General features: G+C 67.2%; 16 protein-coding genes and 1 pseudogene. 2 read left to right on the top strand and 15 right to left on the bottom strand.

The features are described from left to right. Positions 1-76: 76 nt before the first annotated feature. The 11 genes from ACTHL9_RS12750 to ACTHL9_RS12700 all read right to left on the bottom strand — a co-directional run bounded on the left by ACTHL9_RS12750 (position 77) and on the right by ACTHL9_RS12700 (position 11,331). A complete protein-coding gene (locus ACTHL9_RS12750) occupies positions 77-472 on the bottom strand; it encodes an FKBP-type peptidyl-prolyl cis-trans isomerase (protein ID WP_440519568.1) in 396 nt (131 codons plus the stop codon). Between the two features lie 43 nt (positions 473-515). Then, entirely contained in the window at positions 516-1,451 is a 936-nt protein-coding gene (locus tag ACTHL9_RS12745) for an FKBP-type peptidyl-prolyl cis-trans isomerase (RefSeq protein WP_440519566.1), read from the bottom strand. Between the two features lie 102 nt (positions 1,452-1,553). Further along, positions 1,554-2,930 carry a Pup--protein ligase gene (pafA, locus tag ACTHL9_RS12740; RefSeq protein WP_440519565.1) on the bottom strand — a complete coding sequence of 459 codons (1,377 nt, stop codon included), beginning with the start codon at positions 2,928-2,930 and terminating at the stop codon, positions 1,554-1,556. 15 nt (positions 2,931-2,945) lie between these two features. Beyond that, positions 2,946-3,644, bottom strand: coding sequence for a proteasome subunit alpha (gene prcA / locus ACTHL9_RS12735; RefSeq protein WP_440519563.1), 699 nt, complete (start codon positions 3,642-3,644; stop codon positions 2,946-2,948). Between the two features lies 1 nt (position 3,645). Beyond that, complete coding sequence (gene prcB / locus ACTHL9_RS12730; protein ID WP_440519561.1) at positions 3,646-4,455, bottom strand: proteasome subunit beta; 810 nt, start codon at positions 4,453-4,455, stop codon at positions 3,646-3,648. 7 nt (positions 4,456-4,462) lie between these two features. After that, entirely contained in the window at positions 4,463-4,666 is a 204-nt protein-coding gene (locus ACTHL9_RS12725) for a ubiquitin-like protein Pup (RefSeq protein ID WP_138413668.1), read from the bottom strand. 99 nt (positions 4,667-4,765) lie between these two features. Next, positions 4,766-6,415, bottom strand: coding sequence for a depupylase/deamidase Dop (gene dop / locus ACTHL9_RS12720; RefSeq protein ID WP_440519560.1), 1,650 nt, complete (start codon positions 6,413-6,415; stop codon positions 4,766-4,768). 24 nt (positions 6,416-6,439) lie between these two features. Then, positions 6,440-8,191: a proteasome ATPase gene (arc, locus tag ACTHL9_RS12715; protein ID WP_440519559.1), complete on the bottom strand. Its 1,752-nt coding sequence runs from the start codon at positions 8,189-8,191 to the stop codon at positions 6,440-6,442. 184 nt (positions 8,192-8,375) lie between these two features. Beyond that, positions 8,376-9,392, bottom strand: a complete 1,017-nt coding sequence (locus ACTHL9_RS12710; protein ID WP_440519558.1) for a tRNA (adenine-N1)-methyltransferase — start codon at positions 9,390-9,392, stop codon at positions 8,376-8,378. A gap of 44 nt (positions 9,393-9,436) precedes the next feature. Next, positions 9,437-10,615 (bottom strand): site-2 protease family protein, encoded by a 1,179-nt coding sequence (locus ACTHL9_RS12705; protein WP_440519557.1) that lies wholly within the window; start codon positions 10,613-10,615, stop codon positions 9,437-9,439. Next, entirely contained in the window at positions 10,612-11,331 is a 720-nt protein-coding gene (locus ACTHL9_RS12700; protein WP_440519555.1) for an HAD family hydrolase, read from the bottom strand. The genes ACTHL9_RS12705 and ACTHL9_RS12700 overlap by 4 nt, the downstream gene beginning before the upstream one ends. Positions 11,332-11,439: 108 nt before the next feature. Here ACTHL9_RS12700 and ACTHL9_RS12695 point away from each other — a divergent pair, with 108 nt between their 5' ends. Further along, positions 11,440-12,339 (top strand): PAC2 family protein, encoded by a 900-nt coding sequence (locus ACTHL9_RS12695; RefSeq protein WP_440519554.1) that lies wholly within the window; start codon positions 11,440-11,442, stop codon positions 12,337-12,339. Here the strand turns inward: ACTHL9_RS12695 and mshC are convergent, their stop codons facing one another. Both mshC and ACTHL9_RS12685 read right to left on the bottom strand, forming a co-directional pair. Further along, complete coding sequence (gene mshC, locus ACTHL9_RS12690; protein WP_440519552.1) at positions 12,340-13,614, bottom strand: cysteine--1-D-myo-inosityl 2-amino-2-deoxy-alpha-D-glucopyranoside ligase; 1,275 nt, start codon at positions 13,612-13,614, stop codon at positions 12,340-12,342. Between the two features lie 42 nt (positions 13,615-13,656). Beyond that, complete coding sequence (locus ACTHL9_RS12685) at positions 13,657-13,872, bottom strand: hypothetical protein (RefSeq protein WP_440519551.1); 216 nt, start codon at positions 13,870-13,872, stop codon at positions 13,657-13,659. 91 nt (positions 13,873-13,963) lie between these two features. Here ACTHL9_RS12685 and ACTHL9_RS12680 point away from each other — a divergent pair, with 91 nt between their 5' ends. Then, entirely contained in the window at positions 13,964-14,194 is a 231-nt protein-coding gene (locus ACTHL9_RS12680; protein ID WP_440519549.1) for a DUF5703 family protein, read from the top strand. A gap of 7 nt (positions 14,195-14,201) precedes the next feature. Here the strand turns inward: ACTHL9_RS12680 and ACTHL9_RS12675 are convergent, their stop codons facing one another. Both ACTHL9_RS12675 and ACTHL9_RS12670 read right to left on the bottom strand, forming a co-directional pair. Next, the gene (locus ACTHL9_RS12675; protein ID WP_440519548.1) at positions 14,202-15,362 is read right to left on the bottom strand and encodes an acyl-CoA dehydrogenase family protein; all 1,161 of its coding nucleotides are present in this window, start codon (positions 15,360-15,362) and stop codon (positions 14,202-14,204) included. 9 nt (positions 15,363-15,371) lie between these two features. Continuing rightward, positions 15,372-15,705, bottom strand: a pseudogene (locus ACTHL9_RS12670) (M20/M25/M40 family metallo-hydrolase); the annotation flags it as partial.

Here is a 15,705-nt window from a genome sequence, read left to right as displayed (position 1 = left end):
GACCCCCCGCAACGCGGGCGGGCGGTGCCCGGCAGGCCGCCCACGGCCAGCGATAGGCGCGATGAGCGGGTAGACGTCAGCGGACGCCCACGCGGTCCACGACGAAGATGAGCGACTCGTTGGGACCGATGGCCCCGCCGGCGCCCCGGGAGCCATACGCCAGGTCCGACGGAATCTCGAGACGGCGGCGCCCGCCGAGCTTCATGCCGAGGAGGCCCTGATCCCAGCCTTGGATCACCTGACCGACACCCACACGGAAATCGAGCGGGGCGCCACGGTTCCAGCTCGAGTCGAACTCCTCGCCACTGGACCAGGCCACGCCCACATAGTGAGCCGAGACCGTGTCGCCCGGAGCAACCTCGCGCCCGTCGCCCTCGATGAGGTCGATGATCTTGAGCTCGGTAGGCACGGGGCCCTCGGGGAACTCGATCTCCGGCTTCTGCCGGTCGTACTGACGCTGTCCGAAGGACATGGCACTTCCTCTCAGTGGTGGCGTTGCGTGATGCGGTGAAGCATTATTTGATGCCGAGGATGTCGACGACGAACACCAGATCGCCCTTTGCCTGGCCCTGCTGCTGGTCCCCATACGCCTGCGCTGCCGGGATCACCAACAGGACCCGGGAGCCGACCGTCTTGCCCGTGAGCCCCTTGGTCCACCCCTCGATGACTTGGCCGAGGCTGAACGTTGCGGGAGTTCCGCGGTCGTAGCTCGAATCGAACTTCGTCCCGTCGGAGAGATTGACGCCGACGTAGTTCGCGACGATGGTGTCGCTGGCCTCGACGGCGGCGCCCTTGCCCTTGATCAGGTCCTGGGCGACGACGTCGGTCGGCTTTGCGACGCCCTTGACGTCGATCTGCGGCACGCCCTTGGAATCCTCGGTTACCTTGGGCAGGCCCGCAGGAGGTGTGACGGTGTCGCCTTCGGGCTTTGACAGCGGTGCAGGAACGTCCTTCGCATCCGTGATCTTGAGGATGAGTAGAGTCGTCGTGTTGTCTCCGCCCTGCTCCGGGTCGACCGGCGGAGTCGCGTACGCGAGGTAGGAGCCGACCTTCGCCCCCAGAAGGGCGTTGTACAGCACGCTGTTCTGCTGCTGAAGGCTGTCATCCACCGGCACCTTCTGCGACTCGCCGCTCGCGAACGTGTCTCCGAGCACGCTGCCGTCGGTTCCCTTGAGCGCGAGGACACTCACCACAGCGTCCTGCCCCGCCTTGATCGCGGCGCCTGTCCCGTCCTGGACGGTCTTCACAGTGAGGCTGGACACCGTGAGCGGCTTGGCGAAATCGACGGTCGGCGCCTTCGCCGCCGGAGTCACCTTGAGGGAGCTCAAGGCGTTGAGGTCGCCTGCGTTCTGGCTCGTGGGCTGGCTGGACGAGGGGCTGGACGAGCTGCCAGAGGCGCACCCCGCGAGAAGCAGGGCGAGGGGCAGTAAGAGCGCAAGGAGTCGGCGCACTGATCAACTTTCCTGTGAAGTCTGCACCACAACGGTGGCGGCGGTCAGGGCCCGAAGGCCTCTCCTAGCGTAGCGGCTCAGCCTGTGAAGAATGTCTGGGGGTTAGCCGGCGAAGGGTCTCAGCGTCTCGAGGAGCTCGTCGACGCGGGAGTCCTCGTTCGAGAAGGGATCCTTGCAGAGGATGGTGTGGTGCGCCCGATCGTTGAGCTTGAGGTGGACCCAGTCAACGGTGTAGTCGGCGCCTGCGGCCTGGGCGGCCTGGACGAACCGCCCGCGGAGCCGTGCGCGGGTGGACTGGGGCGGGGTCTCCATCGCGGTCTGGATCGCCGCCTCGTCAACGAGGCGGGCCGCCTCACCCCGCTTCTGCAGCAGGAAGAACAGGCCGCGCTCCGGGCTGATGTCGTGGTAGGTCAGATCGAGCTGCGCGACCCGCGCAGAGTCGAGGTCCACATCATGCTTCGAGCAGTAGGTATCGATGAGCTTCTTCTTGATGGCCCAGTCGACCTCCTTGTCGATCAGGGACGTGTCCCCGCTCTCCACAGCCGAGAGCGTGCGCTCCCACAGGTCCAGAATCCGGGGGACGTGCGGGGTGTGCGCTCCGTACTGCTCGACGAACTGGGTGGCCTTCTCGAGGTACACCCGCTGCATGTCGATGGCGGTCAGTTCCGTACCGTTGGCGAGGCGGACGACGGCGCGTCCCGACAGATCGTGGGAGATCTCGCGGATGCTTCGGATCGGGTTCTCCATGCGCAGGTCGCGCATGATGACGCCGGCCTCGATCATGCGGAGCACGAGATCCACGGTGCCGATCTTCATCATCGTGGTCGTCTCGGACATCGTCGAATCGCCGACGATCACGTGGAGCCGACGGAAATGCTCCGCGTCCGCATGCGGCTCGTCCCTCGTGTTGATGATCGGACGAGACCTCGTCGTCGCCGAGGACAGGCCCTCCCAGATGTGATCCGCACGCTGCGAGAACGCGTAGATCGGTCCATGCGGAGTCCGGAGGACCTTGCCCGCACCGCAGAGGAGCTGCCGCGTCACGAGGAACGGGATCAGGATCTCGGCAAGCCGAGAGAACTCGGTCCGCCGCGGGATGAGGTAGTTCTCATGGCTGCCGTACGAGTTGCCGGCGGTGTCCGTGTTGTTCTTGAACAGGTAGACGTGGCCGTCGAAGCCCTCTTCCCGCAACCGCTTCTGCGCCTCGTCGATCAGGTCGACGAGGATGCGCTCCCCCGCCCGGTCGTGGGCCACCAGCTGTGCCACATCGTCGCATTCGGCCGTCGCGTACTCGGGATGCGACCCCACGTCCAGATAGAGGCGGGAGCCGTTGCCGAGGAACACGTTCGAGGAACGGCCCCAGCTCACCACCTTGCGGAACAGGTAGCGCGCGACTTCCTCAGGGGCCAGCGGCCGGCCCTGAGGGCTCGAGTAGGCGATCCCGAACTCGGTCTCGACGCCGAAGATGCGACGGTCCACGCGGCTCCTCTCGGACTAGATCGGCCCCGTCAGGAGCTCATTGAGCTCGTCCGGGGTGATGCGGCGAAAAGCGCGGCGGACGCCGCGCTCGGTCTCGGAGTTCCTGTCCAGGACAGCGACTTCGAGGGAGAGCTGGGTCTCGGTCCGATCCTCGCGCAGCGCTCGTGCCGCGAGCTGGATCGCCTCCCGATACGAGGCCTCCGCGCTCCATCCGTCGATCACGGCTTCGGCGACGCGCTCCGCCGCGCCGCCCATGACCACGAAGCGGCGCTCATCAGCGATGGAGCCGTCGAAGGTGAGGCGGAAGAGATGGTCCGAGCCGACGTCGTGCCCTACTTCCGCCACGGTGAGCTCAACCTCGAAGGGCTTCTGCTCAGCGGTGAAGACCGCTCCAAGGCTCTGTGCGTACACGCTCGCGAGGCCGCGTCCAGTCACGTCCACCCGATCGTACGAGTACCCGCGGACATCGGCGTAGCGGACCCCGGCCTGCCGGAGGCTCTCGAACTCGTTGTACTTGCCGACGGCGGCGAAGGCGATCTTGTCGTAGATCTCGCCGATCTTGTGGAGCGAGGGCGAGGGATTCTCGGCGACGAGCGCAATTCCCTCGCGACAGCTCAGAACGACGACGGACCGGCCGCGCGCGATGCCCTTCCGCGCGAAGTCGGCACGATCCTTCATCACCTGCTCTGGCGCGACGTAGAACTGCTGGGTCATGTCAGGCCTCCCGCCCGGCGATACTGCGCTGCTCCAAGATGTCGCCCGCGATCTCTGCGAGCTCGTGCTCGGGCGCGCGGCGGTGACCCGTCCGCGTGACGGAATAGACGACTGGCCAGAGCTGGCGGAGGGGGTCCGGTCCTCCGGTTGCCGTGTCGTCGTCGGCAGCATCGAACAGAGACTCGACGGCGACGCGCACAGCCTGGGCCTCGGAAAGCCCAGGGCGCCAGAGCTTCTTGAGGGCTCCCCGCGCGAAGACCGATCCGGAGCCGACCGAATGATGCTCGGGCTCCTCGTAGCGCCCGCCGGTCACGTCGTAGGAGAAGATCCGTCCCACGCCTTCGTCCAGATCGAAGCCCGCGAACAGCGGCACGACCGCAAGCCCCTGGAGCGCAAGTCCGAGGTTCGAGCGGATCATGGCCCCCAGTCGCGTTGCCTTGCCTTCAAGGCTGAGGAGCGTGCCCTCGATCTTCTCGTAGTGTTCGAGCTCGACCTGGAACAGCCGAACGATGTCGATCGCGAGACCAGCTGTCCCTGCGATGCCGAGCACCGAGTAGCGGTCGGCCGGGAAGACCTTCTCGATATGCCGGCTCGCAATCATGTTCCCCATCGTGGCGCGGCGATCACCGGCCATGACGACACCGCCGGCGAACGACATCGCGACGACGGTCGTGCCGTGCGGCGCGAGGTGTGACGCGTCGGTGGGAAGAACCCTATTGGAGGGCAGCAGCTCTGGACGGACGGCGGCTAGGTGCTCGGTGAAGGACGATGTCGACTGGGCGGCGACCCGTTCTGCGAGGAAGTCGTTCATCCTGGGCCTACTGGCCGCCCTTCTGGACGAAGCCGCGGACGAACTCCTCGGCGTTGCTCTCCAGCACGCCGTCGATCTCGTCAAGCAGGTCGTCCACGCCCTCGGTTGCCTCGGAGGCCTGAGGCGCAGCCGGCGCGGGCGCTGGCGTACCCGGATCGACGTCCTCGATCTCGTCCCGTGACTGGCTGCTCTTCTGCTCCTGACCGGCCATGACTGCCTGCCTCCTTGCATCGAACCCGTCGCCTCTGCGGCGGATGGAACCTATACTGTCACTCTTTCAGGCTGGGGTTGAGCCTTCGCCCGCCGCGGCTCATGTGTGGCGCTCACCGAGAAGTGCGTCCAAGAAAGCCTGGATGTCCTGGTTCTGCTCGAAGAGCGATTCGGTGAGCTCCTTCGTCCCCCTCAGTGGCTCCCGGGTGGGCACCCGCTGAAGCCGATAGCTGCCGGGCGGGGAGAAGACCACGGAATCCCAGCTCGCGCTGGCGACATTCGCCGGAAAGCGCTGGATGCTCTTGCCCCGGAACCACGCCCGGGTGTCCGGCGGAGGGTCGATCGCCGCACGGGCGATAGCGCCGTCGTCCACGAGCCGTTCCAGCGTCCCCTTCGCGAGGAGGCGGTAGGCCAGCCCTCGCTCCGGCCGCACGTCGGACCATTGGATATCGATGAGACCGAGACGGGCATCGCCCCAGGCGAGGCCGTCCCGCGCCTTGTACGCGTCGAGCACCCGGCGCTTGGCGGCCCACTCGACGTAGGCTGCGGCCGACCCCGGGTCGGCGGCCAGATCCGTCAGGGCGCGCTCCCAGAGCCGCAGCACGGTAGCAGTGTGCCCGTCACCCCCATGTTCGGCGGCAACCCCGGCATCCGCCGCGAGTTTCGCCGCGGCCTCGAAGTAGATCCACTGGATCTCAAGCCCCGTGAGCCGCCGCCCGTCGAGGAGCCGGACCGTCTCACGGAGGTCGATGTCATGGCTGATGCGATGCATCGCAGCGACCGGCTCGTGGACCTCGATCTCCGGCATCGCCCCGGCCTCGATGAGGCTCAGGACGAGCGCCGTGGTCCCGAACTTGAGGTAATTGGCGACGTGGCTGCAGTTCGCGTCGCCCACTATCACGTGGAGGCGACGGTACTTGTCCGCCACCGAATGAGGTTCGTCGCGGGTGTTGATGATGGGCCGGCGCATGGTGGTCTCGAGGCCAACCTCCGCCTCGAAGAAGTCCGCCCGCTGGCTGATCTGGTAGCCCGGCGTGCGCCCGTCCTGTCCGAGGCCCACTCGGCCGGCGCCGCAGACGAGCTGCCGCGTGACGAAGAACGGCGTGAGCCCGCGGACCAGGTCCACGAACGGCACCGACCGGGGCACGAGGTAGTTCTCGTGGGAGCCGTAGGAAGCGCCCTTGCCGTCCGTGTTGTTCTTGTACAGGTTGATTGGCCCGCGTTCCTGGTCCCCGGACAGCGCCCGCACCGCGGTGAGCACTACTGCATCGCCCGCCGAATCCCAGAGGACCGCGTCTCGCGGATTCGTGACCTCGGGACTCGAATATTCGGGATGGGCATGATCCACGTAGAGCCGCGCGCCATTCCCCAGCACGAGGTTCATGAGGGCCGGCTCCTGATCGCCGTCCAGCTCGAGCTCGGCCGGACCGTGCGCGAGGGCCACCCCCTCGGCGGTGAGCACCGGCTCAAGGTCGGTCAGGAGGTCAGGGTGTGCCTGATTGCGACGGACCGACCAGCCACGAGCGTCGCGCAGCGGCGTTTCGTCGGTGTAGTCCCAGCCCGCTCCCGGGGACGCGTGCAGCCGCTCTCGGGTGAGTCTGGCGTAGGCAGCGATCACCTGGGACGAGAGATACGTCGCGTTGGCTCCCGGCGCGGCCGGAGCGTGGATCCCGTACTCGGTTTCCGACCCCATGACGCGCAGCGCGCCCCCGGGAGGCAGCCCCTCCTGACTCTGCTCAGTGCTCGACATGTCACTTCCCCTCGCGGGCTGGGATCACAGGTACTGACCCGTGCTCTGCGCCGTCTCGATCGTGCGGCCGGGCTCGCTGCCGCCCTTGCCCTGGACGATCGTGCGGATGTAGGTGATCCGTTCGCCCTTCTTGCCGGAAATGCGCGCCCAATCGTCCGGGTTGGTCGTGTTGGGCATGTCCTCATGCTCGCGGAATTCGTCCGCTACGGCCCTGAGGAGATGGTCCACGCGGATGCCCTTCGCGCCAGTGGTCAGAAGGTCCTTGATCGCTGCCTTCTTGGCCCGGTCCACCACGTTCTGGATGACCGCGCCCGAGTTGAAGTCCTTGAAGTAGAGGATTTCCGTGTCACCGTTCGCATACGTCACCTCAAGGTACTCGTTGACCTTGTCAGTCGAGTACATGGCCTCGACTGTCCGCTGGATCATCAGGTTGACGGTGGCCTCACGGTCCCCTCCATGCTCGGCCAGGTCGGCCGGATGGATCGGAAGGTCCGCAGTGAGGTACTTCGAGAAGATGTCTGCGGCAGCCTCGGCATCGGGCCGGTGGATCTTGATCTTCACGTCGAGCCGGCCGGGCCTCAGGATCGCGGGGTCGATCATGTCCTCGCGGTTCGATGCGCCGATGACGATCACGTTGTCGAGACGCTCGACCCCGTCGATCTCGCTCAGCAGCTGCGGGACAATCGTGGTCTCCACGTCCGAGGACACGCCGGTGCCACGCGTTCGGAAGAGCGAGTCCATCTCATCGAAGAACACGACGACGGGGCTTCCGTCGGACGCCTTCTCCCGAGCACGCGAGAAGATGAGGCGGATATGGCGCTCAGTCTCGCCGACGTACTTGTCGAGCAGCTCCGGCCCCTTGATGTTGAGGAAGTAGCTCTTGATGTCCTGACCGCCGGCCCGCTCCATGGCACGGGCGGCGAGCGAGTTCGCCACAGCCTTCGCGATGAGTGTCTTGCCGCAGCCTGGAGGGCCGTACAGCAGGATTCCCTTGGGGGCCTTGAGCCCGTGCTCACGGTACAGGCCGGGGTGAAGGAACGGCAGCTCCACGGCGTCGCGGATCTGCTCGATCTGGGAGGCCAGGCCGCCGATGTCGTCGTAGCTGATGTCCGGGACTTCTTCGAGGACGAGATTCTCGACCTCGGAGCGCGGAACCTTCTCAAGCGCCGTCTGAGTCCTGTTGTCCACGGAAACGGCGTCGCCGACGCGCAGCTGCTCGAGCAGAAGCGGTCCGGAGAGTCGGACGACTCGCTCCTCGTCACCTCGGCCGATGACCAGAACGCGGTCTGCGCCGAGCAGCTCCTTGATCGTGACGAGCTCCCCCGAGCGCTCATAGCCCAAGCCAGCTACGACCTCGAAGGCTTCATTGAGCAGGACTTCCTGCCCGACGCTCAATTCGGAGATGGAGATCAGCGGGCTCAGGCCGACCCGGATCTTGCGTCCGGAGGTGACCACGTCCACGCTCTCGTCCGTCACTGCGGCGGCAGCTCCCCCAGCCTGGCGGCGGCGGTTCAGCTGCACCACGGTTCCGTAGCTGTACGGCGGCTGGCCTTCGTGCTCGAGCGCGGACTTGAGACGGACGATTTCCGTCTTGGCGGTCTGCAGCATTTCGGCCATGCGCGTGTTGTTGGACGTGGCTGCCGACAGCTGGCGATCGACGGCGCGCAGCTTGTCCCGCAGGACGTTGACCTGACGCTCGAGAACAATCAGCTGTTCAGCGTGAGCTCGTGCGGTGGCTTCTTCGCGACCAGAGTTGGTCCCCTCGCGATCTTCCATCACCCTCACACCCTCTCGTGGCTCGGAACATTCCGATATCTCGACAGTAGCCGCACTGCGGCCTGCGCAAACGCCTTTGAGCAACAGAGAAGCTAAGCGTTACCTTCACGCAATCTTCAGGGCGAGGGAACAGGGAGGAGGTCCCGAATCTGGCGCGGCACAGCCGTTGGATCAGTCCACGCTGTCAGACCTCGTCGGTCCTGCCGGCACGCGCGTCCCGGGCAGCCCGTCGCAGCTTCCGGTCCGAGACCGGACGCTCGCCCACGGACTCAGGGGTCCACGCGTTGAGGTCCTCCTGGCTGAACTCTGCCTTCGCCCTCTTCTTCCGCAGGAGCGGGGTCACCCCGTCCGCGAGCCTGCGGGTGACGAGCAGGAAGCCCGTATGGCCCACCATCCGGTGCTCCGGGCGCACCGCGAGCCCCTCGAGGTGCCATCCGCGGACCATCGACTCCCACGCATCGGGCTCCGTGAACCGCCCGTCGGCTCGGATCGCCTCGGCTGTGCGCGAGAGCTGGGTCGCCGTGGCGACATAGTTGATCCATACTCCTCCGGGCGCCAGAACGGTTGCGACAGCGTCGAGACACTCCCATGGTGCGAGCATGTCCAGCACGACCCGATCGACGCTGCCGGGCTCTTCTGCCCTGACGACCTCGTCCTGGAAGTCACCCAGGGACACGTGCCACGCCGGGTGAGGGCCGCCGAAGATCGTTTCGACGTTGCCGCGCGCGATCTCGGCGAACTCCTGGCGGCGTTCGAAGGAGTGGAGGTAGCCGGCGTCGCCCACTGCGCGCAGCAGTGAGATGGAGAGCGCCCCCGAGCCCACCCCCGCCTCGACGACGCGGGCGCCTGGGAAGATGTCCGCCATCGTGACGATCTGGCCCGCGTCCTTCGGGTAGACCACCGCCGCCCCGCGCGGCATCGAGAGGACGAAGTCGGAGAGGAGCGGCCGCAATGCCTGGTACTGGTGGCCTGCGGTGTTCGTCACCACGGAGCCGTCCGGCTGCCCGATGATCACGTCGTGGTTGAGGAACCCCTTGTGGGTGTGGAACGCACCACCCTCCTCCAGCGTGATCGTGTTCATCCGGCCGCGCTCATCAGTGAGCTGGACGCGCTCGCCTACCCGGAACGGCCCGCGACGATTCGCCGCGCCGGCGGGCTCAGGCAGGAGGGTCGACGACGGCTGGGTGCTGCTTTCGGTCATGGGTTCCTTCTCGACGATGGTGGAGTGTCTAGGGGCGGCTGCGGCTAACGCACGGGCCGGCCCGATATGGCCGCCACGACGGCGCGCGGGCTCAGGAGTCCGACGACGCGGCCTGCGGCGTCGACTACGGCGTATTCAGTGCCCTGCAGCTGGGCGAGGTACTGGACGAGTTCTTGCCCTCCCGCCGTATCGGGGACATAGGCGCCGGGAGCGAGGGCGTAGCCCACCGCGGTGACCGGCGTCACTCCTCGCGCCTCGTGGGGAACGCGGGCAATTGCGGCTGGATCGACCACGCCTTGCGGCTTGCCATCGGGAGAGCAGAGGACGACGACGGTCCCCTGGCCCGCGCCTGCCTGCACCGCCTGCTCTACAGACGCGAAGTTGGGAACCCCGACCGCCGGGACCGCCAGGCGCCCGGCGACGATGCCGGGAAGGCGGCTCCGGAAGCCCGCGTTGCGGATGGAAGCGGAAGCGCCCTGCCACAGGAATCCAGCGACGAGCAGCATCACCAGCGTGAAGGAGAGGTCCAGTCCGTCGCCGCGGAGCCAGGGAAGCGCGAGGCCGAAGAAGAGGATCGCCGCCACGATGACGCGTCCCGCCCAGCCTGCGGCGATGGTTCCCTTCTCCTGCGAGCCCGTAGCCTTCCACACGGCGCTTTCGACGAGCCTGCCGCCGTCGAGAGGAAGGCCGGGCAGGACGTTGAACAGGCCGATGAGGAAGTTCGCCCACATGAAGATATTGGTCAGGATGTCTGCCACGCCGGTGAGCTCGACCGCGCTCACGAGCACCCAAGCCAGGCCGGCCAACACGAGATTGGCTGCCGGTCCGGCAAGGGCGACGACGACGGACCGCCCGGGGGACGCCGTGAAGCTCTCAAACTGCGTATGGCCGCCCCACAGGTTCAAGACGATCTTCTGGCTCGGCCAGCCGAATGCCCTTGCGCTGAGTGCGTGGGCAAGTTCGTGGACCAGGACGGAAAGGAGGAGCAGAACGGCGTACGCGAACGCCACGAGATATGCGCCTGTGCCCAGCTGTGGTTGACGGGCCTGGAGCGTCGGCCCGTAGACGACCACGGTGAAGCCTGCGATGAGGAACCACGAGTACGCAAGGTAGACGGGTACCCCCGCGATCCTGCCGAGCCGGATACCGTCGCGGGAACGTCCTTCAGCAGCGTGACTGTGGCCGTCCGCTTCGGGGCTGGGCCGCTCGTCGGTCGGACTCACGCGCGACCCTGCCGGGCGAGGCCGGACGACGTGGCCAGCACGGCCACAATGTCCTCTAGGGTGCGGCCCGCGAGGGTCTCCCAGTGCTCGGCCCCGAGATGCACGGGGATCGCCAGGGCATTCGGGACCACGATGGTGGCAAGGCCGGCCGCTTCGGCCGCCATGGCCCCAGGCTCGGAGTCCTCGATGGCCACGCATTCGGAGGGGGCGAGTCCTGGGAGCCGCGCACCGAGGAGGGCGAGGCCCTTGAGGTAGGGATCGGGATGCGGCTTCCCGCGGCGCACGGCGTCGCCGGTGACGACGGCGCTGAAGGTCCCCTCGGGGAGGTGATCGAGAATCCGCTCCACCATGGGCCGCTCGGACATGGTCACGAGGGCACACTCGACCCCAGCATCCTTGAGCGCGGTCAGGAGTTCTCGCGCCCCCGGACGCCACGGCACGGCCTTTCCCAGCTGCTCGATCACCTGGCCGGTGAGGGTGTCGATGATCTCGCGCTTATCGAGCGCAACGCCGGCTTCCTGAAGGATGCCGGCAGAAGTCGGCAGCGCCTGGCCGACCAGCCGCATGGCCTGCTCGTGGCTCCAGCTCCCCCCGAACGACTCGACGAGTGCACGCTCGGAGACGATCCAGTACGGTTCGGTATCCACCAGCGTGCCGTCCATATCCCAGAGGACGGCGCGCAGCGATGCTGGCTCGGATTCGACGGGGAGGCGCATATGGTCCAGTCTACGGTGAGAGCCCCCTCTGTCCTCCCTGCGCGAAACTCGCCCGGGCCTTCCCTTGCAGACCCTGCGATCGCGGCCGCTTGGTCATAGTCTGGACCGATGAACGAGTTCGACGCCGACGCCCCGGCCCCCCACCCCCGCCTCTTCCCGACGCCTGCCGAGGGCGAGAGGGTCACCGTCATGCTCGCGGCGTTCGAGGGTTGGAACGACGCCGGCGAGGCGGCGAGTGAGGCGATTCGAGCCATCAAGCGGCAGTTCGGCGCCCAGAAGGTCGGAGCCATCGACGCCGACGACTATTACGACTTCCAGTTCACGCGGCCGACGGTGCGGCGGTCAGGTTCGGGTCGCCGCCGGATCCGTTGGCCATCCACTCGGGTCTCCATTGCGCGCCCGGAGGGCTATCCCGTGAACCTCGTCTTCGTCCAGGGCACCGAGCCCTCCTATCGCTGGCGGGGATTCACCGAGGAACTCATGGAGTATGTGGAGGATCTCGACGTGGACTACCTCGTCGTGGTGGGAGCCCTGCTCGCAGACGTACCCCACAGCAGGCCCATCCCGGTGACAGCCACGAGCGAGTCGGAAGACGTGCGCGATCGGCTGGACCTCGAGGCCTCCCAGTACGAAGGACCCACGGGCATCGTCGGAGTGTTCGCCGACGCCGCGGATCACCACGGCATCCCGACGGTTTCCCTGTGGGCAGCCGTTCCCCACTACGTGGCGCAGGCTCCGTCTCCGAAGGCCCAGCTCGCGCTCATGCACCGCATCGAGGAGCTCATCCAGGTTCCGCTGGACACGAACGAGCTCGCAGAAGATGCGGAGGCCTGGGAGCGCGGCGTCAACGAGCTGGCCACCGAGGACCCCGAGATCGCGGCCTACATCCAGCAGCTTGAGGAGGCGAAGGACACCGCGGATCTCCCCGAGGCGACCGGAGAATCGATTGCCAGGGAGTTCGAGCGCTACCTCAAGCGCCGCGGCAAAGAAGGCGGCGCCACCACCTAGCTAGAGGCGGACGCCGAGGAGGGCGTCGACAGCAGCGGCGACGAGATCGCCGTCGGCCGCTTCCTCTTCGACTCCCGCCAGCGCGTCGTCGGCCCACTTGTCGACGGCGGCGAGGGCCCGGGGGGCGTCGAGATCGTCCGCGAGGGCGCCACGGATCTCGGCGAGGAGGAGCTCGGCAGAGCCCTTCGCGGCGCGCGGCAGGGCCTCCCGCCAACGGGCCAACCGCGCTTTTGCGACCTCGAACAGCTCGGTCGTCCACTCCCAATCCGACCGATAGTGGTTGGCAAGAATGGCAAGCCGGATCGCTTCGGGGGCCTCGCCTGCCGCGCGCAGCTTCGAGACGAGCACAAGGTTCCCGAGCGACTTGCTCATCTTCTGGCCGTCGAGGCCAACCATGCCGGTGTGGGCGAAATGGCGCGCAAGCGGAACATGGTGGAGCGACCACGCGTGCCCGGCGCCCATCTCGTGGTGCGGGAACGCAAGGTCAGATCCGCCGCCCTGGACAGTGAAGGGCTGGGGCAGGAAACGCTGGGCGATGACGGTGCATTCGATATGCCAGCCGGGCCGGCCACGGCCGAGCGTCCCGCCGTCCCAATGCGGCTCCCCCAGACGCGCCTCGCGCCAGAGGATGGGGTCGAGCGGGCTGTGTTTGCCTGGCCGATCGGGGTCTCCTCCACGCTCGCCGAAGACCTCGATCATCTCGGCGACGGTGAGGTGGGAGACCTGCCCGAGACGCCAGGCGTCGGCTGAATCGGCACGTCGGGTCGCCTCGGTGACGTCGTAGTAGATGTCGCCGTCGGGCTCGCCCTCCGCCCCTGCGAGCTGGTACGCGAGGCCTTCCTCGACGAGTCGTTCCACCTCGGGGATGATCCACGGGATCGACTCGACGGCGCCGACGTAGTGGTCCGGCGCAAGGACGTTGAGGGCCTCCATGTCCGTCTGGAAGAGCGCGATCTGCTGCTTTGCGAGGGTCCGCCAGTCGACGCCGTTGGCGTTCGCGCGCTCAAGCAGCGGATCGTCGACGTCGGTGGTGTTCTGAACGTAGGAGACCGTGCTGCCGGCGTCGCGCCAGAGGCGATTGAGCAGGTCGAAGGAGACGTACGTCGCGGCGTGGCCAAGGTGCGTGGCGTCGTAGGGGGTGATGCCGCAGACGTACATCGACTGGTCGGGCGCCACAGGAATCTCCGCCATCTCGTTCCGCGCCGAGTCCCACAGCCGGATCGGACCACTCTGGCCGGGGAGGGACGGAACGGGAGCCTGACGCCAAGTCTTCACCCCACAAGCCTAGTGCCCGCTCCGCGCGAGCCTGCAATCTCCTCAGCTCTCGTCGTCGCTGTCGAGCAGGTCGATCGGGAGGTCCTCGCCGTACGCGTCGTAGAGGGCGTCGGCGTAGGCCTCGAAGGCATCGGCGACGGCAAAGTAGGCAGCTTCAACAGCCGGATCGTCGTCTCCGCGCCGGGACGCTGCGGCCACGAGGTGCTCCTCCAATGCCGCCGTCAGCGAACCGAGGGCCACACGCGGGTCGATCGTCATGGCCCCACGGTAATCTGAATGCCGTGGACTGCCTAGACAGCCCGCAGAAGCCGGAAGCAACAGAAGCGCTCCACAGAGGAAGCGAGGGCCAATGAAGGAACGGATCCTCAGCTCGGGGCCGGCCAGCAACGCCGCGGCCGGGAAGTACGAGTACCTTGTGCTCTCCGTGAATCCCGGAGAATCGATCGCCGAGGCGCGGCAGCGCGTGCGTGAACACTCCGAGTACGGCAAGTGGGAACTCGAGCGCAGTCGTCTCTACATGGGCGGTGGCCGCCGGTACTGGCTGCGCCGCAAAGTCATGGTGGTCGAGCGGACGGCGTAGGGGAAGTTCAGTCTTCGAGGGGACCGAGGAGCGCGTTCGCCACGGTGGCGTGGGCCGACTCGGGGTCCGATGGGTGATAGAGCCCGGCGAGGACGTCCCGGTACAGGCGTTGGAGCTCGCTTGAACGGAAGTAGCCCCCGCCGCCGCCCACGCGCATTGCCGCATCGACGACCGTGCGCGCCGCCCCAGTCGCGCGGTGCTTGAGGCCGCTGAGGGCGGGGAACCACGCCGCGCCGCGATCCACGAGGCGATCGACGTCGTCGGCCACCCGCTCAAGCTGCGGCAGCACGCCGTCGAGCGTCATGGCTGCCTCAGCCACCTGCCAGCGGATATCCGGATCCTGAGAATAAGCCCTTCCCCCGTTCCTGAGGGATCTCCTCCGGCGCGCCGCCTCGACGGCCAGCTCGAGCGCACGTTCGGCAATGCCCGTGTAGACGGCGGCCAGCAGCGTTTCGAAGACCGCGAAGATCCCAAAGACCAGCAGATCGGGGTTCGGCCCGACCGGAAGGGAGCGCACGACCCTGTCCGCCGGCGCGAACGCCCCGTCGAGAATGGTGGTGCAGGACTGGCTGGCCCGCATCCCAAGCGTGTCCCAGTCGTCGAGGTGCCGCCACCCGGGTTCGTCCCGCCGGATGAAACCGTAGACGAGGCGCGGCTCCTCCCCGGTGGTGTCCTTGCCGAACGTTCCCATCCGCGTCCAGACCGGGGCGAGGCTCGTGAAGACCTTAGTCCCCGTGTAGCGGTAGCCGCCGCCCGCCTGGGGTTCGGCCGCCGTCACCGAGTCGAAGAGCACCGAGTCGTTTCCGGCCTCCGAGATCCCGAAGGAGAAGATCTCCCCCGCGGCGGCCTCATCGAGCACGAAGTCCAAGCTCGCATCTCCTCGAGCTTGGAAGACTCGGGCGACGCCGGTCCACACGAGGTGCATATTCACCCCGAGCGCCGTGGCAGGTGCCGCCGCGGCAAGGCGCCGCTGAAGCCGGACGACGTCGGCCAGGCTGGCTCCCAGCCCTCCCAAGGATTGGGGCACAAACGCCTTGAGGTATGTGGCCTCGACGAGCTCGTCGAAATCCTCCCGGAAGAACTCGTTGCGCTCGTCGTAGCCCGCCGCGCGGGAACGAATCCGCTCGAGCAGGCTGTCCGGCAGGATGGATTCGGGTTCGAGGGGCACAGGCTCCTCCTAGTAGGAGGTCAGGAGCCGGCGGAGGACTCGCGCCCCGAACTGGAGAGAATCCGCGGGGACTCGTTCGTCCACGCCGTGGAACATTCCGGCGAAGTCGAGATCCGCAGGCAGCCGAAGCGGCGCGAAGCCGTAGCCCGTGATCCCGAGCCGGCTGAGGGACTTGTTGTCGGTTCCGCCGGAGAGCGTGTACGGGAGGACATGGGCCTCCGGATCCTCGGCCCCGAGGGCGCCTACCATGGCATCGACGAGGGCGCCTTCGAACGGAGTCTCGAGCGAGACATCGTGATGCACGTAGGAGAAGTCGATGCCCTCCCCGGCGAGCTCCCGGATC

Origin of the sequence: Sinomonas sp. (genome assembly GCF_051955515.1) — a bacterium.
Lineage (GTDB): Bacteria > Actinomycetota > Actinomycetes > Actinomycetales > Micrococcaceae > Sinomonas.
This window is presented reverse-complemented; position numbering and strand designations above follow the sequence as displayed.